Source organism: Actinoplanes sp. NPDC049802, assembly GCF_040656595.1.
In the GTDB taxonomy this organism is placed as follows: Bacteria; Actinomycetota; Actinomycetes; order Mycobacteriales; family Micromonosporaceae; genus Actinoplanes.
In genome coordinates this window covers 43,187-67,431 of the sequence record NZ_JBFAMR010000018.1, presented here as the reverse complement: position 1 = coordinate 67,431, position 24,245 = coordinate 43,187, and the positions used below count along the sequence as shown (strand labels likewise).

Annotated in this window: 28 protein-coding genes and 1 pseudogene; 22 read left to right on the top strand and 7 right to left on the bottom strand. The window is 70.4% G+C overall.

What is annotated here, in order from left to right:
- Positions 1-141: 141 nt before the first annotated feature.
- Positions 142-744 carry a TetR/AcrR family transcriptional regulator gene (locus AB0I88_RS15355; RefSeq protein ID WP_361023564.1) on the bottom strand — a complete coding sequence of 201 codons (603 nt, stop codon included), beginning with the start codon at positions 742-744 and terminating at the stop codon, positions 142-144.
- Between the two features lie 101 nt (positions 745-845).
- Here AB0I88_RS15355 and AB0I88_RS15350 point away from each other — a divergent pair, with 101 nt between their 5' ends.
- The 9 genes from AB0I88_RS15350 (at position 846) to AB0I88_RS15310 (ending at position 8,179) form a co-directional block, all read left to right on the top strand.
- Positions 846-1,034: a hypothetical protein gene (locus tag AB0I88_RS15350; RefSeq protein WP_361023561.1), complete on the top strand. Its 189-nt coding sequence runs from the start codon at positions 846-848 to the stop codon at positions 1,032-1,034.
- Positions 1,031-1,534, top strand: coding sequence for a DUF2269 domain-containing protein (locus AB0I88_RS15345; protein WP_361023559.1), 504 nt, complete (start codon positions 1,031-1,033; stop codon positions 1,532-1,534). Before AB0I88_RS15350 ends, AB0I88_RS15345 begins: the two co-directional genes overlap by 4 nt.
- Positions 1,535-1,695: 161 nt before the next feature.
- Positions 1,696-2,553 (top strand): L,D-transpeptidase, encoded by an 858-nt coding sequence (locus AB0I88_RS15340; RefSeq protein WP_361023556.1) that lies wholly within the window; start codon positions 1,696-1,698, stop codon positions 2,551-2,553.
- A gap of 73 nt (positions 2,554-2,626) precedes the next feature.
- The gene (locus tag AB0I88_RS15335; RefSeq protein WP_361023553.1) at positions 2,627-3,058 is read left to right on the top strand and encodes a DUF6153 family protein; all 432 of its coding nucleotides are present in this window, start codon (positions 2,627-2,629) and stop codon (positions 3,056-3,058) included.
- A 92-nt stretch (positions 3,059-3,150) separates the two neighbouring features.
- A complete protein-coding gene (locus AB0I88_RS15330) occupies positions 3,151-3,804 on the top strand; it encodes a DUF305 domain-containing protein (protein ID WP_361023550.1) in 654 nt (217 codons plus the stop codon).
- Positions 3,805-4,323: 519 nt separating this feature from the next.
- Entirely contained in the window at positions 4,324-4,719 is a 396-nt protein-coding gene (locus AB0I88_RS15325) for a hypothetical protein (protein WP_361023547.1), read from the top strand.
- Positions 4,720-4,941: 222 nt separating this feature from the next.
- Positions 4,942-6,069, top strand: a complete 1,128-nt coding sequence (locus AB0I88_RS15320) for a PLP-dependent cysteine synthase family protein (protein WP_361023544.1) — start codon at positions 4,942-4,944, stop codon at positions 6,067-6,069.
- Positions 6,066-7,367 (top strand): MFS transporter, encoded by a 1,302-nt coding sequence (locus tag AB0I88_RS15315; protein ID WP_361023541.1) that lies wholly within the window; start codon positions 6,066-6,068, stop codon positions 7,365-7,367. The genes AB0I88_RS15320 and AB0I88_RS15315 overlap by 4 nt, the downstream gene beginning before the upstream one ends.
- Before the next feature lie 209 nt (positions 7,368-7,576).
- The gene (locus AB0I88_RS15310; protein ID WP_361023538.1) at positions 7,577-8,179 is read left to right on the top strand and encodes a hypothetical protein; all 603 of its coding nucleotides are present in this window, start codon (positions 7,577-7,579) and stop codon (positions 8,177-8,179) included.
- A 379-nt stretch (positions 8,180-8,558) separates the two neighbouring features.
- Here AB0I88_RS15310 and AB0I88_RS15305 read toward each other — a convergent pair whose 3' ends face one another.
- Positions 8,559-9,224 carry a hypothetical protein gene (locus tag AB0I88_RS15305; RefSeq protein ID WP_361023534.1) on the bottom strand — a complete coding sequence of 222 codons (666 nt, stop codon included), beginning with the start codon at positions 9,222-9,224 and terminating at the stop codon, positions 8,559-8,561.
- Positions 9,225-9,578: 354 nt separating this feature from the next.
- Between AB0I88_RS15305 and AB0I88_RS15300 the strand changes: the two genes are divergently transcribed.
- Genes AB0I88_RS15300 through AB0I88_RS15290 form a run of 3 tightly spaced genes read left to right on the top strand, consistent with a single transcriptional unit; the run spans position 9,579 to position 13,050 of the window.
- Positions 9,579-9,788 carry a heavy metal-associated domain-containing protein gene (locus AB0I88_RS15300; RefSeq protein ID WP_361023531.1) on the top strand — a complete coding sequence of 70 codons (210 nt, stop codon included), beginning with the start codon at positions 9,579-9,581 and terminating at the stop codon, positions 9,786-9,788.
- A 2-nt stretch (positions 9,789-9,790) separates the two neighbouring features.
- The gene (locus AB0I88_RS15295; protein WP_361023528.1) at positions 9,791-10,783 is read left to right on the top strand and encodes a hypothetical protein; all 993 of its coding nucleotides are present in this window, start codon (positions 9,791-9,793) and stop codon (positions 10,781-10,783) included.
- Positions 10,784-10,794: 11 nt separating this feature from the next.
- Positions 10,795-13,050, top strand: a complete 2,256-nt coding sequence (locus AB0I88_RS15290) for a heavy metal translocating P-type ATPase (RefSeq protein ID WP_361023525.1) — start codon at positions 10,795-10,797, stop codon at positions 13,048-13,050.
- Between the two features lie 99 nt (positions 13,051-13,149).
- Here the strand turns inward: AB0I88_RS15290 and AB0I88_RS15285 are convergent, their stop codons facing one another.
- A complete protein-coding gene (locus AB0I88_RS15285) occupies positions 13,150-13,449 on the bottom strand; it encodes a metal-sensitive transcriptional regulator (protein ID WP_361023522.1) in 300 nt (99 codons plus the stop codon).
- 122 nt (positions 13,450-13,571) lie between these two features.
- Between AB0I88_RS15285 and AB0I88_RS15280 the strand changes: the two genes are divergently transcribed.
- The 4 genes from AB0I88_RS15280 to AB0I88_RS15265 all read left to right on the top strand — a co-directional run bounded on the left by AB0I88_RS15280 (position 13,572) and on the right by AB0I88_RS15265 (position 16,231).
- On the top strand, positions 13,572-13,979 hold the full coding sequence (locus AB0I88_RS15280) for a hypothetical protein (protein ID WP_361023520.1): 408 nt from the start codon (positions 13,572-13,574) through the stop codon (positions 13,977-13,979).
- Between the two features lie 128 nt (positions 13,980-14,107).
- Positions 14,108-15,187, top strand: coding sequence for a sulfite exporter TauE/SafE family protein (locus AB0I88_RS15275; protein ID WP_361023517.1), 1,080 nt, complete (start codon positions 14,108-14,110; stop codon positions 15,185-15,187).
- A 52-nt stretch (positions 15,188-15,239) separates the two neighbouring features.
- Complete coding sequence (locus tag AB0I88_RS15270) at positions 15,240-15,956, top strand: alpha/beta fold hydrolase (RefSeq protein ID WP_361023514.1); 717 nt, start codon at positions 15,240-15,242, stop codon at positions 15,954-15,956.
- Positions 15,957-16,006: 50 nt separating this feature from the next.
- The gene (locus AB0I88_RS15265) at positions 16,007-16,231 is read left to right on the top strand and encodes a cation transporter (protein ID WP_361023511.1); all 225 of its coding nucleotides are present in this window, start codon (positions 16,007-16,009) and stop codon (positions 16,229-16,231) included.
- Between the two features lie 218 nt (positions 16,232-16,449).
- On the opposite strand, the gene AB0I88_RS15260 is transcribed toward AB0I88_RS15265, so the two are convergent.
- Positions 16,450-16,839, bottom strand: a complete 390-nt coding sequence (locus tag AB0I88_RS15260) for a metalloregulator ArsR/SmtB family transcription factor (RefSeq protein WP_361023508.1) — start codon at positions 16,837-16,839, stop codon at positions 16,450-16,452.
- Between the two features lie 82 nt (positions 16,840-16,921).
- Between AB0I88_RS15260 and AB0I88_RS15255 the strand changes: the two genes are divergently transcribed.
- The 3 genes from AB0I88_RS15255 (at position 16,922) to AB0I88_RS15245 (ending at position 18,723) form a co-directional block, all read left to right on the top strand.
- Positions 16,922-17,329 (top strand): four-helix bundle copper-binding protein, encoded by a 408-nt coding sequence (locus AB0I88_RS15255; RefSeq protein WP_361023505.1) that lies wholly within the window; start codon positions 16,922-16,924, stop codon positions 17,327-17,329.
- Between the two features lie 231 nt (positions 17,330-17,560).
- Complete coding sequence (locus AB0I88_RS15250) at positions 17,561-17,992, top strand: DUF4396 domain-containing protein (RefSeq protein ID WP_361023707.1); 432 nt, start codon at positions 17,561-17,563, stop codon at positions 17,990-17,992.
- A gap of 143 nt (positions 17,993-18,135) precedes the next feature.
- Positions 18,136-18,723 carry a DUF305 domain-containing protein gene (locus AB0I88_RS15245; RefSeq protein WP_361023502.1) on the top strand — a complete coding sequence of 196 codons (588 nt, stop codon included), beginning with the start codon at positions 18,136-18,138 and terminating at the stop codon, positions 18,721-18,723.
- Positions 18,724-19,053: 330 nt separating this feature from the next.
- On the opposite strand, the pseudogene AB0I88_RS15240 reads toward AB0I88_RS15245, so the two are convergent.
- Positions 19,054-19,239 (bottom strand): annotated as a pseudogene (locus tag AB0I88_RS15240) (heavy-metal-associated domain-containing protein); the annotation flags it as partial.
- Positions 19,240-19,370: 131 nt separating this feature from the next.
- On the bottom strand, positions 19,371-19,655 hold the full coding sequence (locus tag AB0I88_RS15235) for a metal-sensitive transcriptional regulator (protein WP_361023499.1): 285 nt from the start codon (positions 19,653-19,655) through the stop codon (positions 19,371-19,373).
- A 176-nt stretch (positions 19,656-19,831) separates the two neighbouring features.
- On the opposite strand from AB0I88_RS15235, the gene AB0I88_RS15230 reads away from it, so the two are divergent.
- The 3 genes from AB0I88_RS15230 (at position 19,832) to AB0I88_RS15220 (ending at position 23,529) form a co-directional block, all read left to right on the top strand.
- Entirely contained in the window at positions 19,832-21,253 is a 1,422-nt protein-coding gene (locus tag AB0I88_RS15230; protein ID WP_361023496.1) for an MFS transporter, read from the top strand.
- 126 nt (positions 21,254-21,379) lie between these two features.
- On the top strand, positions 21,380-22,081 hold the full coding sequence (locus tag AB0I88_RS15225) for a hypothetical protein (protein ID WP_361023493.1): 702 nt from the start codon (positions 21,380-21,382) through the stop codon (positions 22,079-22,081).
- Between the two features lie 479 nt (positions 22,082-22,560).
- Complete coding sequence (locus AB0I88_RS15220; RefSeq protein WP_361023490.1) at positions 22,561-23,529, top strand: flagellar M-ring protein FliF C-terminal domain-containing protein; 969 nt, start codon at positions 22,561-22,563, stop codon at positions 23,527-23,529.
- A 126-nt stretch (positions 23,530-23,655) separates the two neighbouring features.
- On the opposite strand, the gene AB0I88_RS15215 is transcribed toward AB0I88_RS15220, so the two are convergent.
- Entirely contained in the window at positions 23,656-24,201 is a 546-nt protein-coding gene (locus tag AB0I88_RS15215) for a class I SAM-dependent methyltransferase (protein ID WP_361023487.1), read from the bottom strand.
- Positions 24,202-24,245 lie beyond the last annotated feature (44 nt).

Below are 24,245 nucleotides of genomic sequence, written 5' to 3'. Positions count from 1 at the left end.
AGCGCGGCGGGGTGTCGGGCCTCGCGGTCGCCCGAGGACCGGCGGGTGCTGTTGCAACGGCGGCGGTGGATCAGCTTCTGTGCCATGGCTGCCGACTGGGTGTACCTCATCACTGAGGGTGCCAAGGCGGTCCGGAGCCGTTCAGCCGGCTGGGGGCAGCAGACCGGTGAGGGTGACGTCGACGAGCCGGTCGCGGGCCGCGGGTGAGGGTGATGCGGCTGCCGCAGTGAGTGCGTGAAGGCAATAGCTGGCCAGTTCGGCGGGCGGTACGTCGGTGCGGGCCATCCCGGCGTCCGCCGCCACTGTGATGACCTCGGTGAGCAGGTCGTGCACATGACGCTGCGCGTGGTGCAGGTGCGGTGCCTGGTGCAACGCCAACGCGGTCTGCACGGCTGACGTACCCTCGACGCCGGTGTGCGGGGTGCTGTGGCCGGCGCTGGACAGGCCGGCGTAGGCGCTCAACGCCGTGCGGAGGCGTTCCGCCGGGTCGGTGCATTCGGCTATCGCGGCATTGAGCTGGCACAGGTGGTCGCTGACCTGGCGTTCATGCCAAGCGAGCACGATCGCCTCGACGTCTTTGAAGTATTTGTACAGCGTGGCGCGGCCGATGCCGGTGTGCTGGGCGATCTGGGACATCGTGACGGCCAGGCCGTGTTCGGCGATCAGCGCTGCCGTGCTGTCCAGGATGGCGGTGTGCACGGTGCGCCGGTGCTCTTCGACGGTGGTGTTCCACAACTTCGGCACTCTCCGATCATACGGATCGTCCGCACTTCGTCATAACGTCTTGCGTATAGACACCCTGTATCGCAAAATCGGGCTGTGGTCTTCTAACTGAGGAGGGTGCCGTGAGCGAGCAATTCGATGAGGGTGCGCGTGGACGGCAGGGTCCGGGCGGGCCGGGGGTACCGCGCTGGGTGAAGATCTTCGCGATCGCGGCAGCGGTCCTGGTGGCCCTTGTCGTGGTGCTGTTGTTGTCCGGGCACGGCCCCGGCCGTCACGCGCAGGCGGCGAGTTCCTTCAGCGTCCTATGGTGAAACCGGCGGTGCGCCGGGGGCTGCTGGTGGTGCACATCGCCGCGTCGGTGGGTTGGATCGGCGCGATCGCGGCCTCGCTCGCTCTGGCCGTGGTCGCGTTCGTCACCACCGACCCCGCGGTAGCGGGTGCGGTGTACCGGGTGCTGGAGCCGCTGGCCTGGGCGGCACTGGTGCCGTTCAGCTTCGCCGCCCTGGTCACCGGCGTGATCCAGTCATTGGTGTCACCGTGGGGACTGATCCGCCACTACTGGGTGCTGTTCAAGCTGGTCCTCAACGTGTTCGCTGTCGCGGTGCTGCTGCTCTACATGCAGACCCTCGCCGGGTTTGCGCGCGCGGCGGCCGGCGGTGGCGCTGCGGTGCCGTCGTTGTCGCCGGTCGTGCATGCCGCGGCGGCGATCGTGTTGCTGCTGATCGCGCTCGTGTTGTCGGTCTTCAAGCCGCGCGGCCTTACTACCTGGGGGTACCGGCGACAAGTCGAGCCGGCCCGCCGCTCGCGCTGACTCCTGCCCGCCCGTAGTGCACGCCCTGTGTCGACGCGGATCCGCCCGCGCGGCGGCCGGCGCTGCAGGTGCACCACGTTTGCTCCCGCCGATCGGCGCAACCGGGGGTCGAGGCGTCCGATCTGCTGAGGGTCGATGTTCGCTGACCGCAGGAGTTGTTGATGGCCGCAACCGGCGTCGTGGCAGTGCTTGCCAGCATGGCCGCGGTGGTGGGACTCGCGAGCGCGGCGGTCGCCGTCGATGCGGCCGGCATGCTCGGCAGCGCATCGCCGGCCGTCACGGCACCGTCGGCGAGCGCGTCGGCCACGGCGGGCACGCCGTTCATCAAGGTCGTCACCGGGCAGCCGACGCAGGCACCGGCACGGCAGGCAGCGCAGGCTTCCGACGCCACGAAGCCGGCGAAGGCCCCTGTCGCCCCGTGTGCGACCGGACGCTGGCAGCGCGACATCGAGGAGAACCTGGACATCCTCGACGGGTACGGAGCGGTGACCGTCGACGGCCGGCAAACACCGGGCGACTGCGCCACCATCAGCTCCTTCCAGCGGCGCTTCGGCATCGAACCCGCCCACGGACAGGCCGACGCCACGACCGCCGACGTGGCCGAGCGGATCGTCGCGAGCTCGACACCCGAACGGCGACGCGCATGCGGCGCCACGACGAAGGTCACCGCCTGCGTGGACCTGAGCCTGCAGACAGTGTGGGTCATGCGGGGCACCGAGATGGTGCTCGGCCCGACCGTCATCCGGTCCGGGTTCCGCGGTCACGCCACCCCGGCCGGCACCTACCGAATCAACAAACGGGCGACGCAGGAGTGGTCGGACCCGTACGAGGTGTGGCTGCCGTACTGGCAGCGGTTCGTCGGCGGGATCGGCTTCCACGAGACCACGACCTACCTGCACGACGCCCAGCGAGGCTCGCACGGCTGCATCAACCTGCTGCACCGCGACGCCGTCGACATGTTCGACCAACTGCACATGGGCGCCACGGTCCGGACCTTCGGCCGCCGGCCCGGCACCTGATCCTGTACTCGGCGAGGGCGGGGCAAGGGGCCTGGTCGTCGCCGGGCCGGGCCGGGCGCGCTAGCGTGGAGCGGTGAATGCCGCAGCCAGTGCTCGAGCCGGGTCGTTGACCCGGTGGGTGTTGCTGGTCTGCACGCTGGCCGGGCTCGCCGCGATGCACACCATCGGGCACACCGGCCCCGGCGGCGGCATGCATGCGGCTGCCGCCCCGAGCGCTGCCGTGGGCATGCTCGGCATGACCGAGGCGACCTCGGCGATCAGTGCGGCAGCGCCGTGCCTGGACGGTCACTGCGACGACCACGGCGCGATGGACTCCTTCAGCGTCTGCATGGCCGTGCTGCAGGGTTTGGCCGTCGCGGTGCTGCTGGCACTGCTGCTGCTGAGCGTGCTCGGTGGTCTGGGCCGGTTGTGGCCGCGGGAGCGGACGGCCACCGGGGTGCCACGGGCGCCGCCGGTCCGCAGGACGGGTTTGACGATCGCCGCGATTTCGGTGCTGCGCATATAGGCCACCGTGTCGCTCCGCGCGGCCGACCGGCCGGGCGGTACTGGTGCACGTCTTCGTCAATCCCGTACCCCTTTGTGAAAGGCCTTTCCGCGATGATGCGTTCTTCTTCGCTGCCCTCGTCCGGGCTGCGCCGTGGCCTGCTGGCCGGCGCAGCCGTCACCACCGCGCTGCTGCTTTCCGCCTGCGGCGGCGGTGACCACGAGACTGCCGCCGACACCGGCATGAACCACGGCGCCGCCCCCGCTGCCACTACTTCTGCCGTCGCGTCGGCGGGTGCGACGTTCAACGACGCCGACGTGATGTTCGCCCAGATGATGATCCCGCACCACCAGGAAGCGGTGGAGATGGCGGCCATGGCCGACGGCCGCGCCGCCAGCGCCCAGGTCAAGGACCTGGCCGGCAAGATCAAGGCCGCTCAGCAGCCGGAGATCGACACCATGACCGGGTGGCTGACCGCCTGGGGCAAGGCGCCGATGCCCGACATGAGCGGCGGCATGGACCACGGTGGTGGGATGCCGGGCGCCATGTCGGAGTCCGACATGGCCGCCCTGCACGACGCCAAGGGCGCAGCGTTCGACAAGCAGTTCCTCACCCTGATGGTCAAGCACCATGAGGGCGCTATCGAGATGGCCCAGGAACAGGTGGGCAAGGGCTCCAACCCGGAAGCCAAGGCCCTCGCCGCGAAGATCGTCACCGATCAGCAGACGGAGATCGCCACGATGAAGCAGATCCTGGCAGGTCTGTAAGCCGACAGGGTGCGGCCGGGCGCGCCATCGCGTCCGGCCGCACCCAGGGCTCGCCCCGGTTAGTCACCCGATGGCGTTGACATCGGAGCCCAATACTCGAGCCAGCGCGCTGAGCGCTGGACCGCACTGGCGTCGCCGACCGGGACAGCGGCGACGATGTTGGTTATCGCTGATGAGGACGTGTCCCGGCGACTACGCGTTCGCATGCCGGCGCGGCGAGCCATCCTCAGGCAGCCGGCGCGACCGGCCCGGCGACAGTGCCGCGCAAGCAGGGGCCGCCGCTGAGTGCGCGAGGTAGCGGCTGCGTCCCTCTATCCGGCTATCCGGACGCCGCGATGTCTGTTGCTGTGGCAGCCGCGTCGCCCGGGGGCCGCGGCTGACAATCGTGTCATCCTGGCGACGCCAGCGTTACTAATGCGAACAAATACGGGTGATTCTTTTAAAGCTGGGCGAGTCACCAGAAAAGCGCTACAGTCGGCGACGCTATCCGGATGAGGCCGTCGGACCGGAAGGTCACTGATGCATCGACCGTTCATGCGAGTCGCCGTAGTGCTGGCTCTGCTGGTCTGTGCCCTCACCGTGCATGGACATCACCGCGAGGGCTCCGGTCACGAGCCCGCTGCCGTGACGACCACCGTCGACGGCAGGCACGCCGGTGCCGTGTTCGACCTGACAGCCGTGTCCGAACTGACAGCCGTGTCGCCGGCAGCCGCTCACGGGCCGCACGAATCGCATGGTGACGCCTGCGGGGACGCATCGTCGGTGCACCGCCCGGCGGGCAGCGTGACCCCGCTGCTGGCCGCAGTGCCGGTCTCGCTTGCCGTCATTGCCGACGGCGATGCGGGCTGGATGGCACCACCGCCGGTTTGGCACGGACGAAGTTTGTTGCTTCTGGGATGTGTCAGCCGCACGTGACAGAGCCCGGTCCGCAGCCACAGCCCCCGCGTCTCTGACGCGGCCGGCCGGCGCTGACCGCCGCCTGCACCCTGTGAGTCTGCATCCGATCCGCGTCGGCCATAGCCGCGCGCCGCGGATGCGTCACCGGGAGCTGTCCCTGGCTGCTCGCTGCCGCCCCGGCCTGCTTCAGGCGCGGCCCGCGCGAGCGCCGTCACGTCGCGCAACAAGGGAAAACCCATCATGGCGAACATCGCTGTCACACGTCCTGCGCTGCCCACGCCCAGCCAGTTGATCTCCACCTCGACCTGTCACGAAGTCGACCAGCTCGTCGGCAACACCCCGGTGCTGTGGATCCCGGAGCTACGCCGCGGCTCCGGCCGCGGGTTCTGGGCGAAGCTGGAAGGCCACAACCCCGGCGGCATCAAGGACCGGCCGGGCCTGCACCTGGTCAGCCGGGCCCGAGAACGCGGCGACCTGGCCGACGGGGCACCCATCATCGAGTCCACCTCCGGCACCCTCGGGCTAGGGCTGGCACTGGCCGGGCAGGTGTACGGGCACCCGGTCACGCTGGTCACCGACACCGGCATGGAACCGCTCATGCGCAACCTGCTGGCCGCCTACGGGGCGATCGTCGACGTCGTCGAGCAGCCGCACCCCACCGGCGGCTGGCAGCAGGCCCGCCGCGACCGGGTGGCGCAGCTCGTGGCCGAGCATCCCGGCGCGTTCTGCCCGGACCAGTACCACAACCCCGACAACGTCGACGCCTACCAGGGCCTGGCCCTGGAGCTGGCCGCCCAGCTGGGCCGTATCGACGTGCTGGTGTGCAGCGTGGGAACCGGCGGCCACAGCGCCGGCGTGTCCCGGGTACTGCGCGAGTTCTTCCCGCACCTGCGCCTGGTCGGCGTCGACACGATCGGGTCCACGATCTTCGGCCAGCCCGCCCGCACGCGGGTGATGCGCGGGCTGGGCAGCAGCATCTACCCCAGCAACGTCGACTACACCGCGTTCGACGAGGTCCACTGGGTCGCCCCGAACGAGGCGGTCTGGGCGTGCCGCCGGCTGGCCGCCGACCGGTACGCCACCGGCGGCTGGAGCGTCGGCGCCGTCGCGCTGGTCTCCAGCTGGCTCGCCGACACCCTGCCCGATGACACCCGCATCGCCGCGGTCTTCCCCGACGGCCCGCACCGGTACGCCGAGACCGTGTACAGCGACGCCTACTGCCGCGAACGCGGCCTGCTGGACCGGCCGCCGACACAGCACCCGGACCGCATCGGCCACCCGCAGCAGGCCGAGGTGACCCGGTGGACCCGCTGCACCACGATCATCGACCCCACCACCGAGGTCCCGGCAAAGGGCAAGCCCGCATGAAAGCGACCCTCACCCAGATCGGCTCGTTCAACCGGCCGGTGCAGCTGCTGCTGGTCAACCAACTGACCATCAACATCGGCTTCTACATGCTGATGCCGTACTTGGCCGGCTACCTGAGCAACGAGCTGGCCTTGGCCGCGTGGACGGTCGGGCTGATCCTGGGCATGCGCAACCTGTCGCAGCAAGGCATGTTCCTGCTCGGCGGTAGCCTCGCCGACCGCATCGGCTACAAACCGATGATCCTGGCCGGGCTCGGCCTGCGGGTGATCGGGTTCGCCATGCTCGGCCTCGTCGAATCCCTGCCCGCCCTGCTGGTGGCCTCGGCCCTGACCGGACTGGCCGGGGCGTTGTTCAACCCGGCCGTGCGCGCCTACCTCGCCGCCGAGGCCGGCGAGCGCAAGGTCGAGGCGTTCGCCCTGTTAAACGTCTTCTACCAGGCCGGCATCCTGCTCGGGCCGCTGATCGGCCTGGCCCTGCTCGGGTTCGCGTTCCGCTGGGTGTGCCTGGTCGCCGCCGTCCTGTTCCTGTTCCTGCTCATCGCCCAGGCCCGGGCACTACCCGCTCGCCGCGGGGACCGCGACACCAGCCGGCCGCAGCAGAGCATGCTCGCCGACTGGCGCCAGATCGTGCGGCACCGGCCGTTCCTGCTGTTCTCCCTGGCCATGATCGGCTCATATGTGCTCAACTTCCAGGTCTACCTCGGCCTGCCCATCGAGGTACGCCGGGTCACCGGCGGCGAGACCGGCGTGGCGATCCTGTTCGCCGTCTCCGGGCTGCTCACCGTGGCCGGACAAGTACGCCTGACCGCCTGGGCCAAAACCCGCTGGACCTCCGCGCAGGCCATCAGCCGGGGCCTGCTGCTCATGGCCTGCGCGTTCGTGCCACTCGCGCTGGCCGCCGGCAGTGCATCATCCGAACCGCCACGAGGATGGTGGGCCTACACGCTCGCGCTGCTGCCGGTGCTGACCAGCACGGTCCTGCTGACGGTCGCCACCATGCTCGTCTACCCCTTCGAGATGGCCACCATCGTCGACCTCGCCGGCGAGCACACCGTCGGCACCTATTACGGCTTCTACAACACCCTCGCCGGCATCGGTATCGCCGCCGGCAACCTGCTCACCGGCCTGGCCCTCGACTTCGGGAACAGCCACAACATTCCCGCTCTGCCCTGGATCGCGCTCACCGTGACCGGCCTGTTCTGCGCCACGGCGATCACTGCACTCGACCGCCGTGGCCACCTGCACACCGGCAAGCACGCCGCTACCTCCAGCCGGGCGGCCACCGGCACCCGCCGCTGACCAGCCACTCAGCCCAGGCCGGTGCTCAGTCTGGTTGATCCCACCAGGGCATCCCTGAGGCCCTGGTGGGATCAGCGGGCCGTACCTGAGCGGTGACCGGTGCGACTTGCGTCACCGTGAACATCGCTATACCTGATCTTTGACATACCGAGAGACATGGTGTGTCACCCGTTGTTCTGACACGTACCCGCAATTGAAGGAGACCCACCTTGGCGACGTCCTCGACCGTCCTGTCGCACTCAGGGCAGGACCACGCCGAAGTCGCGCGCGGCGCGGGATCCGCTGGCAGCACCCAAGGGTCACCCGCGGTCCTCGGCCCATACCTGGGTTACATCGGATACTTCGTCGGTGCTGGCCTGATCAGCGGCTCCGTCGTCCACTACCCGCTGGACCCGGTCCGGTACGCCCTTATCGGCGCCGCCGGCGTGCTGCTCTTCCTGCTCGCCACCGTGCTCAACGAGTTTGTTCTGCCCCGCCAACTGCCCGCCGGCGGGCAGTTGGCGCGCATCGTGGGTGGTTCCCTGCTGCTGTCGATGGGCATCGGCATGCTCAGCGGCGGTATCCAGCACTTCACCGAGTTCCCGACCCGCAGCGCCGTCCTGGTCCCGGCCGGGCTGGTGGTGTCGTTCCTCGCCTACATCATGCGTAACGCCCCGCACCGCTGGAAGGCCATCGTCGGCCCCATCGGGCTCGGCATCGTGGTCACGGCCGTGCTGGCCTTCGCCGGCTTGAACTACCTCGCGACGCACAGCACCGCCGCCGAGCACGGCCACGGTGAAACTGCCACCACCACCGACGAGCACCACGACTAAACCCCTCGCCCCGGTGGCGGCAACACCCTGCTCCCGCTGATGCCGAACGCCGGTTCCATGCTCGGAATCTGCCGCCCGATGGTGCGACCCCCGGGGCCCGACCGGCCCCGGGCCGCCGGCCGCGGCTCAGTGGGGGCGCGATGCCTGCTGTGGTGAAGCAGGCCCGGCAGATGTCGACCTGAAGCACTCCGGGCCGCCCGTCACCTGACTTGACCTGGCGTCATGGGCATCGTTTACGGCGAACGGCATCCCCCTTGAGGGAAGGCCGTTCGCCGTAGACGAGCACATCAACAAAGGTGGGGGCTGTGTCGGGAACCGGCCCAGCCAGTGTGGCGACGAGGAGTCACGTCTTCGCCGAGGCCGGGCGGACCATGCTCGGTCAGCGGCGCAGGACGCCACAGGCGGCCGGGTTGGTGGCCTCGGCGGGCAGCTTGGGGTCGAGGTCGCTCTTGCCGGCGCTGAAGTCGTAGACGCCGTTGTGGTTGTGGTCGACGCCGTGCACCACGACGACGGCGTCGCCGTCGCGGATGCCCTGCGCGACGCTCTTGTCAGTCCGGATGTCGTGCCGGTGGTAGTGGATCTTGCCCTTGGGGGCGGTCTTGAACCGGTCGATGGCCAGCGCGCTCGCCGGGCTGGTGTCGCCCTTGGTGGTCAGCGACACCGCGACCGGGCCGTAGGCGGGAACGCCTTCCAGCGTGGTCAGGCGGCGGTCCTTGTTGGTGTCGTCGCGCAGCGTCGGGCATTCGTTGCGGGCCTGCTCGCCGTAGTGGATGTGCACGGCGTGCGGCGCCTTACGCAGCAGCCCGGACGCATCCATGGTCACGTTGAGTTTGTTGCCCTTAACCGTCACATGAGCCTTGCCCGAGACACCCGACTTGTTGAGCTGACGAAGCTTGGCGTGGGTGTGCACCGTCTTGGCGCCGTTGTAGGAAGCGCTCGCACCCGTGTCGGCACCGGCCGAGGCATTGGCGGGTGCGGCGCCGATGAGCGCGCTACCGAGCATGGCGGCGGCAGCGGTGGCGGCGAAAAGCCGACGACTGTTCATCGTTCTCTCCCTCGACGTGCGGTGGTGCTGACGAACAGGGATTCGACGCCGCGCCAGCCACGGATGGGCCCCTACTCGAATCTTTTTCCAGGTCAGCCACGAGGGCATGGGAAAACACGTGATCGGGTCGCGCCTTCAGCGGGCAGCGATCCTCGCCCTGATCGCCGTCGCGCGCATGACGAGGGCCTATCTGTGGCTGGCGACCCACAGCAGCCATCCGGGCACGTCGCCAACGCGGTGAACAACCTCGTGACGGCCGGCACCACCATCCGACTGGTACCCCAGGGGGGTATGGGTATAGTGTCTGGGTGAGGGCGGCACAGCGCCCCCCGCCTGTTCGTGAAGGAGATCGTCATGGCGACCGAGAAGATTTACACCGTGACCGGCATGACCTGCTCGCACTGCGTCAACTCCGTCGACGCCGAACTGCGGCAGCTCCCCGGTGTGACCGACGTGAAGGTCGACTTGGCCTCCGGCGCGGTCACCGTCATCAGCGACGCGCCCCTCGACGAGACCGCGGTGGCCGCGGCCGTCGACGAGGCCGGCTACGAACTCGCGAGGTAGTCATGAACACCCCTGTCAAGCTGGGTGCCTTCGGTGTAGGGCTGGCGGTCGTCTTCACCGCCGCCCTCGGCCTCGGCCGCATCGTCGGCCCCACCGCGGCGCCCGCCGCCACCACCGCCGCCCACAACCAGCATGGTGAGCCCACCGCCGCTGCCGCCGGTGCTGTCGCGGCAGCGGTGCCGGCCGGGCTGCAGGTCACCCAGGACGGTTACCGGCTCCAGCCGATCAGCCCCACCCTGGCCGTCGGCGACGCCACGCCGTTCACGTTCCGCATCCTCGGGCCCGACGACCGGCCGGTCACCGACTACACCACCAGCCACGACAAGGACCTGCACCTGATCGTGGTCCGCCGGGACCTGTCCGGTTTCCAGCACGTGCACCCCGAGCTGGCGGGCGACGGCACCTGGTCGATCCCGCTCGCCGTCGCCGCACCCGGGCAGTACCGGGTCTTCGCCGACTTCCAGCCCGCCGGGCGCACCGACGGGCTCACCCTCGGCGCCGACGTCCCGGCACCGGGTGACTACCAGCCCCGTCCGCTGCCCGCGGCCGAACGCAGCACGACCGTCGACGGCTACACCGTCACCCTCACCGGGGACCTGGTCCCGGGCGGCTCCTCGCGGCTGGCCCTGTCGGTGAGCAAGGACGGAGCACCGGTCACCGACCTGCAGCCCTACCTCGGCGCCTACGGCCACCTCGTGGCGCTGCGCGACGCCGACCTGGCCTACCTGCACGTGCACCCCGACGGTGCGCCCGGCGACGGCACGACCGCGGCCGGACCCGACATCGTCTTCCACGCCGACGTCCCGTCGACCGGCGCCTACCGGCTCTACCTGGACTTTAAGCACGGCGACACGGTGCGCACCGCCGAGTTCACCGCGACCGCCGGCAGCGTTGTGCCGCAGACCGGCGCACCCGCGGCCAGTCCGGCCCCGGCCACCCCGTCACCGGCACCGTCCGGGTCGGGGCACGGCGCCGACGGCCACACCCACGGTTAGGAGAAGCACTCATGGCGATCACGCGGCCGCTCCCGGTGGCCCCGAACCAGATCGAACTGTCGATCGGCGGCATGACCTGCGCCTCCTGCGCGTCGCGGATCGAGAAGAAACTCAACCGCATGGAGGGCGTCACCGCCACCGTCAACTACGCCACCGAGAAGGCATTCGTCACCGTCGACGGCGAGATCGAGGCAGCCGACCTGATCGCCACGGTGGAGAAGACCGGCTACACCGCCGCCCTGCCGCCGCCCCCGGCGTCCGCCGACAACCCGCACGAGCCGGAGCCGGTCGACGAACTGCGCTCGCTGCGGACCCGGCTGTTCACCGCGATCGCGCTCAGCGTCCCGGTCATCGTCCTCGCCATGGTGCCGGCCTGGCAGTTCACCTACTGGCAGTGGGCGTCGCTCACTTTGGCCGCACCGGTCGTCGTCTACGGCGGCCTGCCGTTCCACAAGGCCGCCTGGACCAACCTGCGCCACGGCGCGGCGACCATGGACACCCTGGTCTCGCTGGGCACCCTGGCCGCGTTCGGCTGGTCGCTGTGGACGCTGTTCTTCGGCACCGCAGGCGAGCCGGGAATGACCCACCCGTTCAGCCTCGCCATCGGCGGCAACGGGATGGACGCCATCTACCTGGAGGCCGCCGCCGGGGTGACCATGTTCATCCTGGCCGGCCGCTACTTCGAGGCCCGCTCCAAACGACGCGCCGGCGCCGCGCTGCGCGCGCTGCTGGAGATGGGGGCCAAGGACGTCACCGTCCTGCGAGCCGGCGCGGAGGTCAAGATTCCGGTCGCTCAGCTGGCCGAAGGCGACCGGTTCCTGGCCCGGCCGGGCGAGAAGATCGCCACCGACGGTGTCATCGAGGACGGCACCTCCGCCGTGGATGCGAGCATGCTCACCGGCGAGTCCGTGCCCGTCGAAGTCGGCCCCGGCGACACCGTGGTCGGGGCCACCGTCAACGCCGGCGGCCGGCTGATCGTGCGGGCCACCCGCGTCGGCGCGGACACCCAGCTGGCGCAGATGGCGAAACTGGTCGAGCAGGCCCAGACCGGCAAGGCCGCCGCGCAGCGGCTCGCCGACCGGATCTCCGGGGTGTTCGTGCCGATCGTCATCACCCTCGCCGTGGCGACGCTCGGCTGGTGGATCGGCACCGGCAACGGCCTCACGGCCGCGTTCACCGCCGCCGTCGCCGTACTGATCATCGCCTGCCCGTGCGCGCTCGGCCTGGCCACCCCAACCGCGCTGCTGGTCGGCACCGGCCGCGGCGCCCAACTCGGCATCCTCATCAAAGGCCCCGAGGTACTGGAGTCGACGCGCCGGGTGGACACGATCGTGCTGGACAAGACCGGCACCGTCACCACCGGCCGGATGACCCTGGTCGCCGCTCTCGCCGTCGAGGGCCAGGACGACGGTGAGCTGCTCACCCGGGTCGCCGCTGTCGAGGCCGCCTCCGAGCACCCGATCGCCCAAGCCATCGCCAAGGCCGGCGCCGAACGTGCGCCGCTGCCGGGGGTGACCGGGTTCACGAACCTGGAAGGGCTCGGCGTCACCGGCACCGTCGACGGCCACCAGGTGCTCGTCGGCCGCCCGCAACTGCTGCGCGAGCACGGCTACACCCTGCCCGCCGACATCGAGCAGGCACTGACGGCGGCCCAGCAGGCCGGGCAGACCGCGGTCGTCGCCGGCTGGGACGGCCACGTCCGGGGGATCCTCGCCGTCGCGGACGCCATCAAAGCGACCAGCCGCGAGGCGATCACCGCCCTGCGCGGTCTCGGGCTGACGCCGATCCTGCTCACCGGCGACAACGAGACCGTCGCCCGGGCGGTCGCCGCCGAGGTCGGTATCGACGAGGTGATCGCCGACGTGCTGCCGGCCGGCAAGGTCGACGTCGTCAAACGGCTACAGGATCAGGGCAAGGTCGTCGCGATGGCCGGCGACGGCGTCAACGACGCCGCCGCGCTCGCCCAGGCCGACCTGGGCCTGGCCATGGGCACCGGCACCGACGTCGCCATCGAAGCCTCCGACCTGACCTTGGTACGCGGTGACCTGCTCGCCGCCGCCGACGCGATCCGGCTGTCACGGCAAACGCTGCGCATCATCAAGAGCAACCTGTTCTGGGCGTTCGCCTACAACGTCGCCGCCCTGCCGCTGGCCGCGGCCGGGCTGCTCAACCCGATGATCGCCGGAGCGGCGATGGCGTTCAGCTCGGTGTTCGTCGTCGGCAACAGCCTGCGGCTGCGCCGCTTCACCAGCATCACCGCCCGGTAACCTGACGGCCGTGCGTTGCCCTGCCCACCTGCCCGTCGGCAGGGCAACGCCGCCACCGGAGACAACACGTACCTGCGGCAGAAGCCAGCAGGGTGCGGGTCAGGACTTGACGAGACGGGCGATCGCGGCGGTCGCTTCCTTGATCTTCTCGTCGGCGTTGCCGTCAGCGGCCGCCTGCATCACACAGTGCCGCAGATGATCCTCCAGCAGGCCCACCGCCACCGCCTGCAACGCCTTGTTCGCCGCCGAGATCTGCGTGAGCACGTCGATGCAGTACGTGTCCTCGTCCACCATCCGCGCGATTCCGCGAACTTGACCCTCGACGCGTTTGAGCCGCGCCAGCAGCGCCTGCTTCTCAGCGGAATACCCGTGCGGCCCGGTCGGCGTCGCCTCACTCATGCCCGCCAAGATACCCCACACCGGTATCCGCCGACCTCGGCGGCGAGGCCGGCGAAGACGCACCCGTACGCACCCGAGCGCAGCTGCCGGCCACGAGCCGGTCATGTCGTAACCTGACCGGTGTGAACCGCCGCCGGCCCGCCATCCGCACCCGAGTGCTGCGCTGGCTGCTGGTCATGGCCGTGCTGGCCGGCGCGGGAATCCTGCAAGCCGGCCACTGCCTCCCGCACACCGCCCCGATGGCCACCGCGATGACCGTCACCGTAGCGGCCGCGCACGTGAGCACCACAGGCTCCGGCGCACACGAACACCAGCATGCGCACAGCAGCGTGGCGCAGCACACCAGCACCACCGCGGACGACTGTCACCTGCAACCGGCGCCGAGCACCGCGGCAACCATCACCAGCGGCACACTCGCCCCGCCGCCAACCGCGATCCGCCTGCCCCCGGTTCCCGCGCCGGTCCCGGTGATAAAAGCCCGGGCCCCGGTCGCGGTGGCACTGACCGCGATCGGTATCAGCCGCATCTAGGACACCGGCCCCCGAGCCGCGCCACGTGATGGCCGCGGCCCCCGCCGGCCGGTCCCACGCCGGCCATCACACCGCGCTCGTGCGCGGTGGTGTCCGCATACTCCTTGTGCTGAAAGCCGAACCCATCCATGAATCTCTTCGCCGTCCTGCTCACCGGGCTGGTCGCCGGTGGTGTGTCCTGCGCCGCCGTCCAAGGCGGCCTGCTCACCGCCGTGGTGATGCGACACCGCACCACCACGCCTACCGCTGTCCCTCCAGCCGCTGCCGGTGGTGTCGCGCGGCTGGCCGATGACCTGGCCCCGGTCGCCGGGTTCCTCACCGGCAAACTCGTCTCCCACACCCTGCTCGGCGCGCTGCTCGGGACGCTCGGCGCCACCATGCAGCTTTCCGTCACGGTCCGCACCATGACCCAGCTCGCCGCAGGCGTCCTGGTCGTCGTGTTCGCTCTCGCCCAGCTCGGCGTCCCCGGATTCCGCAACGTGGTCATCGAGCCACCCGCCGCCTGGTCCCGGCTGGTCCGCGGCCGCACCCGTACCGCCGGTGCGGCCGCACCCGCAGTGCTGGGCCTGCTCAGCGTGCTCATCCCGTGCGGCGTCACCCTCTCGGTGCAAGCCCTGGCCCTGGCCTCCGGCTCCCCGCTGGACGGGGCCGTCATCATGGCCGTGTTCGTCGCCGGCACCGCCCCGCTGTTCACCGTCCTCGGATACCTGGCCCGCAAAGCCGCCGGAGCCTGGCGTACCAGGCTCGCCACCGCCACCGGCCTGGTCGTGCTCGCCATGGGCCTCTACACCCTCAACGGTGGCCTCGAACTGCTCGGCTCCCCGCTCGCCGCCTCACGCATCGGCGAAGCCCTCGGTGTCGGGCCAGCACCGGTCACCACCCGCGCCGCACCGGACGACGCCCCACCACTGACCCGCACCGCCGACGGGATCCAGCAGGTCATCGTCACCGCGGTCACCGGCGCCTACCAGCCCGCCAACATCGCCGTCGCCGCCGACATCCCGACCCGGCTGATCGTACGATCCGAGGACGCCACCGGCTGCGTACGCGCGTTCGTCATCCCCGACCGCAACCTGCAGAAGATCCTGCCCGTCGACGGCGACACCGTCATCGACCTCGGCACCCTCGAACCCGGCACGCTGCACTACTCGTGCGGCATGGGCATGTACACCGGCCGGCTCACCGTCACCGCGAAGGAGCCGGCATGACGCGGTCGCAGGTCCTCGCCACCGGCCGGCGGCCGCGGGCAGGGCAGCAGTGATGCCGACGAACCTGCCGCCGGTGCGCGCTACCCACCAGTTCACTGCCCCCGCCGGATCGTGGGGCTACGACACCTGGGGAAACAACGGCCGCCCGGTCGTGCTGATCCCGGCCGTGCTGTTCGACCGGACCAGCTGGTGGCCCACCGCAGCCGATTTGCGCCCGGACGCCACCATGATCGCCGTAGACCTGCCCGGACACGGCACCTCCAGCCGACGCGAGCGCTACCACCCTGACGACCTGGTCGACGAGCTCGCCGAACTCATCGCCGGCCTGCAGCTGCGGCGCGCACCCGTGGTGGTGGGTCACGGACCGTCAGCGACGCTGGCCACCCTGTTCGCCGCCCGCTACGCCACCCACGCCGTCGTCGCCGTCGACCCCTGCCCGCCCGCGGTGCTGACCAGTGGCCTCGACGCCTACCTGCACACGATGGGCGCCGACGCGATCCCCGAGCAGTACCGCTGCATCGTCGCGCCGGCCCGAGACCCCGACCTGCTACGCGGCTACGCCCGAGCACTGAGCGACCGGCGACCAGCCACCACCATCGCCGGGGTCACCCCGGCCCGCCTCGCCGTCCACAGCAGCACCCCCGACCTGCCCGCCACCGATCCCGACGTCGCGCAGCAGTGGCGTCACGAAATCTACGACGTCACCGGCCGCTTCGCCCACCTCAGCGCCACGGACCGCTTCGCCAATCACCTACGGGCTCTGCTCTGAGCAGCGGCCGAACCGTTCTCACCGGCATCGACACTTTCGAGGACTCCACCATGAACGGCAGCACCTTCACCTTCACCGTCACCGGCATGCACTGCGGCAGTTGCGGCCTGCTCATCGACGATGCACTCGAGGAGACCGCAGGGGTGCATCGGGCGCAGACCTCCGTGCGCGACGGTCGCACCGTCGTGGACGCCGACCCGGCCGTCGTAGCACCTGCGACGCTGCTCGCGGTGATCGAGACGGCCGGATATCAGGCCGTGCTTTTGCCGCACTGACCGGCGGGCCGCTGGAGCGATGATCCGCACAGGTGCGTATCCACCAGGCGCGAGACACATCAGCCACGGCCGACCGGAGCCGGTCTGGCCGTGGCTGTGAGCGCTCCGGCACAGCAGGGGGAAGGGAATCCGTCGCCCGCGATCAGGCCGGGCGGCAGCCCGCGATCGCTGCCATGACCGGGGTGCGGGACGCGCAGTCCTGAGCCGCGCCAGCATGGCTACTGCTCGGCACGGTGGCTGAGCTCGACGAGGCGACGCAGGCAGTGCTCGCGTAACGGCTCGGGGAAGTCGGCGGCGAGCCGGTAGTAGACCATTCTGCCGTCGCGGCGGGTGGTGACCAGCCCGGCACTGCGCAGCATCCGCAGTGCGTAGCCGGTGGCGTCCATGCTGGTCTGCAGGGCGAGGGCGAGGTCGCCGACGCACAGCTCCTCGACGGTGTCGAGGGCGTAGATGATCCGGGCGCGAGTGGGGTCGGCCAGCATCCGTAGCAGCGCCGTCAAGCGCTGTGCGTCATCATGGCTGATCAGCCGGGCCCGGGCAGCCGCGACCCGCTCCGGGTCGACCGGATGACTGTGCTCGGCAGCCGGCTGCGCTGCGGGTGACGACATGACAACCTCCTACTTCCGTGTTACCCGTGCATTCGTACGGGTATGCGGTTGACGAGTTCCTATCCCTAACGTGGAGGTCGTCATGACGAGCACCACCCTGCCCATGCTGGAGACCTACCCGCAGCCGATCAACCTGGACCGGCAGAAGCTCGCCGCCACCATCGACGCGCTGAACGCCTGCAGCCAGGCATGCACCGCGTGCGGCGACGCCTGCCTGAGCGAGGACATGGTCGCCGAGCTGACCAAGTGCATCCGCACTAACCTGGACTGCGCCGATATCTGCGCCACCACCGCGCGGGTGCTGTCGCGGCACACCGGCTACGACGCCAACATCAGCCGCGCCCTGCTCGAGGCGTGCATCGTGGCCTGCAAGTCCTGCGGCGACGAGTGCGCTGGCCACGCCGACATGCACCAGCACTGCCGGATCTGCGCCGAGGCGTGCCGGGCCTGTGAGCAGGCTTGCCGGGACCTGCTCGCCACCATCGCCTGACCCGCCCGAACTCCTCGCCCTCGGTGGGCCGGTACATCACCCGGCTCGCCGAGGCGCGGGCATCCTTACCGACCACGCTGACGCTCGCGGGCTCGCGCCCGCACGGGAGACAGCCATGAATCAGCACGACGACTCCGCCGGCGCTGCACACCACGGTGAGCACGCCGCGCACGACTCCGGTGGCCATCACTGTCAGGGCCTGGATCCTGACAGCCCGCCGGGCGGCGGGAACTGAACCGGCTGGCGATCTCCGCGACCGCGCACTGCCTCACCGGCTACGCGATCGGTGAGGTCCTCGGCCTGATCATCGGCATCGCGCTGGGCTGGTCCACGGTGCCGACCATCGTGCTGGCTGTCGCGTTGGCGTTCGTGTTCGGCTACAGCCTCACCATCGTGCCGGTCCTGCGTTCCGGGCTGGCCGTCGGCGCCGCCCTGGGCGTGGCGCTGGCCGCCGACACGCTGTCGATCACCGTCATGGAGATCGTCGACAACGCCATCATGCTGCTCATCCCCGGCGCGATGGGCGCCGGCCTGACCTGGTGGGTGTTCTGGGCGTCGCTGGCCGTCGCCCTCGCCGTGGCGTTCGCCGTCACCGTGCCGGTCAACCGGGCACTGATGCGCCGCGGCAAAGGCCACGCCGTCGTGCACCAATACCACCACTGACCCTTCGGCACTTACACCGGTCGATTGGACCGGCGTCGGGTAGCGGCGATCACGCTCGACGTAACCGCGCGGACGCCGGGCCGCCTTGCCTCGCGGGGGAAATGAGCAGAACTCACGACGAAGAAACGGAGCCTGAAGCAGTGATGGACAAGAAGAACTCGGACCGGGCCGGTCACGGCGACGGGCAGTCGCACGACAAGAAGATGTATCTGCGGTTCGCGGCGATGATTCTGACCGCCATGGTCGTCATGTACGCCGTGATGTTCGTCAGCAGCTGGCAGTGGAACCACATCCGGTTCAGCGAGAGCCGGGTGTTCATGGCGCTCACCATGGGCGGCACCATGGGCCTGATCATGCTCGGCTACATGCTGCACATGTACCGCAACACCAAGGCCAACCTGGGCGTCGTCGCGGCGAGTCTGCTTTTGCTCGGTACCGGCGTGTTCCTCGACCGCAGCCAGACCACCGTGCAGGACAGCGGGTGGATGAACTCGATGATCCCGCACCATTCGATGGCCATCACCCGCTCGGAGCGTGCCGAGATCTCCGACGTGCGGGTCTGCGAACTCGCCAAGCAGATCAGCAAGGCCCAGCGCGAGGAGATCCTCGAGATGAAGTGGCTGATCGAGGACATCGAACGCAACGGCGTGGCCGCGACTGCGCAGCAGGCGCAGGCCCGGCCGGTCCCCACCTTCGAGGAGTCCGCCGACCGCCAGTGCGGTAGCGAGTGACACCGCGGCGCTGATGGCCGACGTGCCGGGCGTTGAGCACCGGCCGGGCCCTGCCCCCGGTTGTGGTTCCGCGACGCTCGTCCTGGCGTGCGGCTTCTGGCGTTGAGCTGGTTCATGACTGCTCGGCGGGGCGGGCTGCCGCCAGTTCCTTGCCGATCTTTCGTCCTCGCCCGCAGGTCGGCGTGGGCCGCTTCCCATGTGTGGATCTGCATGCTGCGGCGGAGCGCTGGATCCGGGCCGGCTCGCAGGGCCCTCGCTAGGTCCAGCGAGCCGGCCGGTTCGGCAGGCGGCAGAGCGGCCGCCCGGTGCGGCGGTCGCCGTCAGCCGAGAGCCCGCCTGGGCCACCGACGCCTTGACGGTGTCGCTGCCCAGCGGTGTGGCGCTGGTGACCGTGACAGCGCCGGCGGCCACGTCGACGCTGACGTCGCTGACGCCCTCGATCTCGGCCAGCTGCTTGCTGACGCGTGCCGCGCAGCCGCCGCACGTCATTCCGGCAACCTCATACACCGCCTGCACGGCGCCGGGGCCGCCGTTCGCGACCGTGGTCGTGGTCGCCGCCGTGGTCGAGCAGGCGCAACCGGTCTCGCTGGTGCACATCGCAGCATCCCTTCGTCGATGGGTGAAATCCGGTGACGGCGAGCGCGGGGTCAGGACCGCACGAGCCGGGCGATGGCGTCGGAGGCTTCCTTCAGCTTCGCCTCGGCGTCCGGGCCGCCTTCGCGGGCCGCGTCGACCACGCAGTGCGCCAGATGGTCGTCGAGCAGCCCCAGCGCCACCGTTTCCAGGGCCTTGGTGGCCGCCGACACCTGCGTGAGGATGTCGATGCAGTACACGTCGTCGCCGACCATGCGCTGCAGTCCGCGGATCTGGCCTTCCACCCGGCGTAGCCGCTTGAGGTAGTCGTCCTTGTCCTTGATGTAGCCGTGCGCCATGACCCGCTCCCATCACCGGTCTTTACCGTACCCCCCTAGGGTATCTCGCGGAAGTGGCAGGGTGACCGGTGTGACGCGGATGCCACTTCCGCATCGGCCTTGACCGGGCATACCCCCAGGGGGTAACAATAGCGCCGAACAGCGATACCCCCCAGGGGTACTAAGGAGGTTCGGTCATGTCCCGCAGTCCGCAACGGTGGTGGGCTCTCGCGCTCATCGCCCTCGCCCAGTTCATGGTCATCATGGACACCTCGATCATCGGCGTCGCCCTCCCGCAGATCCGCGAAGACCTCGGCTTCACTCCGAGCAACCTGTCCTGGGTGTTCAACGCCTACGTCGTCGCGTTCGGCGGCCTGCTGCTGCTCGGCGGCCGCCTGTCCGACCTGTACGGCGCCCGCCGCATCTTCACCGCAGGCTGGGCCATCCTGCTCGCCGGCTCCGCCGCCGCCGGCCTCGCCGGCACCGTCGAGGTCGAACTCGCCGCCCGCGCCGTGCAGGGCGCAGGCTCCGCACTGATCGCCCCGTCGGCGTTGACGCTGCTGATGATGCTGTTCGGCAACCGGCCCGCCGAACTCACCAAGGCCCTGGCCCTGTACGGGGCGGCCGCCCCGGCCGGCGGCACCGCCGGCGTCTTCCTCGGCGGCGTCATCACCGAATACACCAGCTGGCCGTGGGTGTTCTACCTCAACATCCCGATCGCCGTCCTCGCCCTGATCGCCACCCCGGCACTCATGCCCGCCGGCGGCAACCGGCCCGGCAGCCTCGACCTCGCCGGTGCCCTCACCGTCACCGGCGGCCTCGCCGCCGCCGTCTACGCCATCGTCCGCGCCCCGCAGATCGGCTGGAACACCGCCACCACCTGGCTCACCCTCACCGCGGCCGCCGTCCTGCTCGCCGCGTTCCTGACCATCCAGGCCCGCCGCCGCCAACCGCTGATGCGGCTCGGGATCTTCGCCAGCCGCAACCTCTCGGCGGCCAACCTCGCCCAGCTGCTCCTCGGCGCCGCGTGGATCCCGATGTGGTTCTACCTCAACCTCTACCTGCAGCAGGTCCTCGGCTACAGCGCCTTCCCCAGCGGCGCCGCGCTGCTGCCGATGACCGTGCTCATCATGGCCGGCATGATCGTGCTCGCCCCGCGCGTCATCGCCCGGTTCGGCACCAAGACCACCCTCATCACCGGGCTGGCGGTCCTCGCCGCCGGGCTCGGCTGGCTCGCCCTGATCCGCCCCACCGGCAGCTACCTGACCGACGTGCTGCCCGCCTCCCTGGTCGCCGCCCTCGGCATGGCACTGGCCTTCATCCCGTCGCTGGGCACCGCCCTGTCCAGCGCCCGCCCCGAAGAAGGCGGCCTCGCCTCCGGCATCGTCAACACCAGCTACCAGATCGGCTCCGCCCTCGGCCTCGCCGCCATGACCGCACTCGCTGCCGCCCACGGCGCCGACGCACTCGGCGACCCGGCCGCCCTCACCAACGGCTACTCAGCGGCCCTGCTCGGCGCCGCCGGCATCGCCGCCGCAGCCGCCCTGCTCGCCGCGGTCACGCTGACCCGCGACAGCAACCCCACCGTCCCCGCCGAGAACACCCCGGTCACCCGATGAGCGACGGGTGCTGTCCCCACGCTGCGCCGGGGCCACCAGCAGCCGGCCCCGGCGCAGCACCGGGCACCCACACCCCAATCCGCTTCCCACCGCTGCGCTACGGCACCCCGAAAAGAGATGATCGAGATGTCCGCCCTCCTTGTCGACACCACACCGACCAGCCCCGTCTCGGCCCGCACCGCAGCACACGCCGCCCGCGTCGGCCTGTGGGCCCTGCCCGCGTACGGGCTCCTGCTCGGCCTGAGTACCTGGACCCACCAACCCTCGATCGACGACTTCGACGCCTACGCCCGCTACATCACCACCGACGTCTTCCTGGCCAGCCACCTCGGCGCCAGCATCCTCGGCGCCGCACTCGCCATCCTCGGCACCACCGCCGTCACCACCTACCTCGCCAACGGCCGCGCCGCCCGTACCGCCATCACCGGCCTCGTACTGACCACCATCACCAACGTGTTCCTGGCCGCCACGTTCGGCAGCGCCACGTTCGTCCAACCCGGCATCGGCCGCGCCCACCTCGCGGGCACCCCCGGCATGCCGGCCCTCAACGCCGACACCGCCTACGGCCCCGCCTTCGTCGCCACCGCCCTGGCCGCCACGTTCCTGCTCATCGTGTCCGCGATCGTCCTCGGCACCGCGATCGCCCGCACCAACCGGCGGCTACGCTGGCACGGCATCGCCTACGCCACGCTCCTTCCGGCCTTCGCCGTCTCCGGCTTCGCCCTGCAAGTAGCGCAGCCCTGGACCGGCTTCGCCCTGGCCGCCGCGGCCGCCGTACTGGCCCTGCGCCTACCGGCGATCATGGACGCCAGCACGCCCGCCCCGTGATGCTTCCCCTCCCGCTTCGCGGAAAGGCGCCGGATACCGGTCTACGCTCATCGGCCTCATGTCCACCGCAACAACGACCCCACCACCGCACTCTTCTGGGCAGCAACCGGGTCGCCGATACGAACCCTACGGTCGGCGATCCGGCCGCCGGGCCGTGTCGCTGTCGGCCAATGCAGTGGTGCCGGGCACGCGCCGGAGCCCGGCACCGGTGCGTCCTCGGTGAAGGCAACCGAGTTGCACCTGCCCGACTGATCACCCGATCGCGTCGTCGGACGATGAAGGACGGCTGATCGACGTCGCCGCGATGGCGTGGTGGGCCGGCAGTCCCACCGCTGTCACTCGTCCGGAGCAGGCTCCAGCGGCATCCATATACGTGAGGAACCAAGCCAGCGATGATGCGCCTATTCGCCCAGCCCGGCGCCAGCGCTGCAGAGACCGCGATCCTCCCTCAGCGCGCCAGAACGGTTACGACCACCGCCATGGCGCTGGCCTTCGCCGTCAGCGCGTGCTTCGGCGTTCAACCCGCGTACGCCGCGCCGCCCGTAGAGACCTCGACGTCGAGAGTTCTCGATCGGTACTCCGCCGCCTCGGTTGCCGGCGGCGCGGCGCTGTCCGCTCGCGGCGGCATAGTCCTGAATACCACCGGCGCTCAGACTGCAGCGTTCCAGACCCGGCTCAACGGCGCGCTGCAGAACATGCTGGACGCGGTACTCGGACCAGGCCGCGCCGTGGTCACCACCAACGCCGAACTCGACTTCGATCAGATCGACACCGTGACCACCACCTACAGCCAGGATCCCGCTGTCGGCGCACTGTCGGAGAGGCTCAGCGAGAAGTCCTACACCGCCAACAGTGGCAGCACCCGATACGACAGCAGCAGCACGGCCCGCACCAACGCCCTGAACTCGCTGCGCGAAACCCGCCGCAACGCCCCCGGCGACATCACGAGGCTGACCGTCGCAGTGCTGATCGATGCCACCGCCGCCGAGAACCTCGACCTGGCGCAGGTGGAGAAGCTGATCGCTGCGGCCGCCGGTATCGATGCCCGCCGCGGCGACACGGTGACGGTCGCCGCCATGCCGATACACACCAGCGCGACCCCCACCGACAGCACGCTCACCCCGCCGGTCACCGCATCGGCAACCGGCCGCCCATCGGCGCTTGTGGCCGCAATCCCGGTACTGCTCGTTGCGATCCTGCTACTGGCCGGCCGCCGCTACCGTAGCCTCCGGACACGGAGGCAAGTACAGCGTGACCAGCTCGAACGGGTGCGTGCCGAGCTTCACCAGCAGCGGCCCGCCGCGGCGGGCGCCACCGTCGCCGCCTCGGCAACGGCAGCTGGCCTTCGGTCCGACCGCCTCCAAGGGCGTGAGATCAGCCGATGGGCCGCCGACAGCCCACAACAGGCCGCTGCGGTGCTGCGCGACTGGACCGGATCCGAGCGGTGACCCCGCCCCTGCACGGCGGGGAAGACCCAGGAAATCGGAGGCGCTGCCCGCCCGACGGCTGCCGCAGACGCCCGAGCCCGTTCGGCGTTGCCTCGTCACGCCCGTAGCCGCCGAACAGCAGGATCCTCACAGCGGTACCAGCGCGAGGCTCGGCTGCGCCCGTACGAACGCCCACCCCGCACGGGTTCGCGGCACCGGGGCGGCGGTCGCTTGCGCCAGGCGCGCCCATGGCGCGATACGGCCGTCGTAGATCCACACGTAGCCTGTCGGACGGATCACCCGGCGCAGCTCGCGGACAGCGGCGGGCACGTCGGCCCAGTGGTGGAAACTGACGGAGGAGACAGCCAGGTCGACGCTGGCATCGGCCAACGGCAGATCCGCGACGTCGGCTCGGGACACGTGGACCCGGTCGGCCACACCCGCCGCCGTTGCGCGCTGGCGTGCCTGCTCCACCATGCTGGGCGAGATGTCGACCGCGTACACCGTCAGATCAGGCCGGCGTCGCGCCAGGGCGACCGCGACTCGGCCGGGCCCGGCGCCGACGTCCAGGACGACACCGTTCACCGGCGCGGCGACCGCCGCGTCGTCCAGCACCCGGGCGTGCAGGCGTCCGAACGCGGTGCGAGTCAGTCGGTCGTAGCCATGGCCGTGGTGGTTGAACAGGTCCTGCATGCCATCCATGAGTGTCCGCACATCACCCTCCTGAGTTGTATGAT

What these genes read in the sequence shown, in the direction of transcription:
- AB0I88_RS15325 (WP_361023547.1), top strand. Translation starts at nt 4,324, where the DNA reads ATGCATCGACCGTTCATGCGAGTCGCCGTAGTGCTGGCTCTGCTGGTC.
- AB0I88_RS15295 (WP_361023528.1), top strand. Translation starts at nt 9,791, where the DNA reads ATGAACACCCCTGTCAAGCTGGGTGCCTTCGGTGTAGGGCTGGCGGTC.
- AB0I88_RS15235 (WP_361023499.1), bottom strand. Translation starts at nt 19,655, where the DNA reads ATGGCGCACGGCTACATCAAGGACAAGGACGACTACCTCAAGCGGCTA.
- AB0I88_RS15300 (WP_361023531.1), top strand. Translation starts at nt 9,579, where the DNA reads ATGGCGACCGAGAAGATTTACACCGTGACCGGCATGACCTGCTCGCAC.
- AB0I88_RS15260 (WP_361023508.1), bottom strand. Translation starts at nt 16,839, where the DNA reads ATGTCGTCACCCGCAGCGCAGCCGGCTGCCGAGCACAGTCATCCGGTC.
- AB0I88_RS15225 (WP_361023493.1), top strand. Translation starts at nt 21,380, where the DNA reads ATGTCCGCCCTCCTTGTCGACACCACACCGACCAGCCCCGTCTCGGCC.
- AB0I88_RS15340 (WP_361023556.1), top strand. Translation starts at nt 1,696, where the DNA reads ATGGCCGCAACCGGCGTCGTGGCAGTGCTTGCCAGCATGGCCGCGGTG.
- AB0I88_RS15320 (WP_361023544.1), top strand. Translation starts at nt 4,942, where the DNA reads ATGGCGAACATCGCTGTCACACGTCCTGCGCTGCCCACGCCCAGCCAG.
- AB0I88_RS15275 (WP_361023517.1), top strand. Translation starts at nt 14,108, where the DNA reads ATGAATCTCTTCGCCGTCCTGCTCACCGGGCTGGTCGCCGGTGGTGTG.
- AB0I88_RS15245 (WP_361023502.1), top strand. Translation starts at nt 18,136, where the DNA reads ATGGACAAGAAGAACTCGGACCGGGCCGGTCACGGCGACGGGCAGTCG.
- AB0I88_RS15255 (WP_361023505.1), top strand. Translation starts at nt 16,922, where the DNA reads ATGACGAGCACCACCCTGCCCATGCTGGAGACCTACCCGCAGCCGATC.
- AB0I88_RS15290 (WP_361023525.1), top strand. Translation starts at nt 10,795, where the DNA reads ATGGCGATCACGCGGCCGCTCCCGGTGGCCCCGAACCAGATCGAACTG.
- AB0I88_RS15265 (WP_361023511.1), top strand. Translation starts at nt 16,007, where the DNA reads ATGAACGGCAGCACCTTCACCTTCACCGTCACCGGCATGCACTGCGGC.
- AB0I88_RS15215 (WP_361023487.1), bottom strand. Translation starts at nt 24,201, where the DNA reads ATGCAGGACCTGTTCAACCACCACGGCCATGGCTACGACCGACTGACT.
- AB0I88_RS15285 (WP_361023522.1), bottom strand. Translation starts at nt 13,449, where the DNA reads ATGAGTGAGGCGACGCCGACCGGGCCGCACGGGTATTCCGCTGAGAAG.
- AB0I88_RS15330 (WP_361023550.1), top strand. Translation starts at nt 3,151, where the DNA reads ATGATGCGTTCTTCTTCGCTGCCCTCGTCCGGGCTGCGCCGTGGCCTG.
- AB0I88_RS15305 (WP_361023534.1), bottom strand. Translation starts at nt 9,224, where the DNA reads ATGAACAGTCGTCGGCTTTTCGCCGCCACCGCTGCCGCCGCCATGCTC.
- AB0I88_RS15220 (WP_361023490.1), top strand. Translation starts at nt 22,561, where the DNA reads ATGGCGCTGGCCTTCGCCGTCAGCGCGTGCTTCGGCGTTCAACCCGCG.
- AB0I88_RS15270 (WP_361023514.1), top strand. Translation starts at nt 15,240, where the DNA reads ATGCCGACGAACCTGCCGCCGGTGCGCGCTACCCACCAGTTCACTGCC.
- AB0I88_RS15315 (WP_361023541.1), top strand. Translation starts at nt 6,066, where the DNA reads ATGAAAGCGACCCTCACCCAGATCGGCTCGTTCAACCGGCCGGTGCAG.
- AB0I88_RS15230 (WP_361023496.1), top strand. Translation starts at nt 19,832, where the DNA reads ATGTCCCGCAGTCCGCAACGGTGGTGGGCTCTCGCGCTCATCGCCCTC.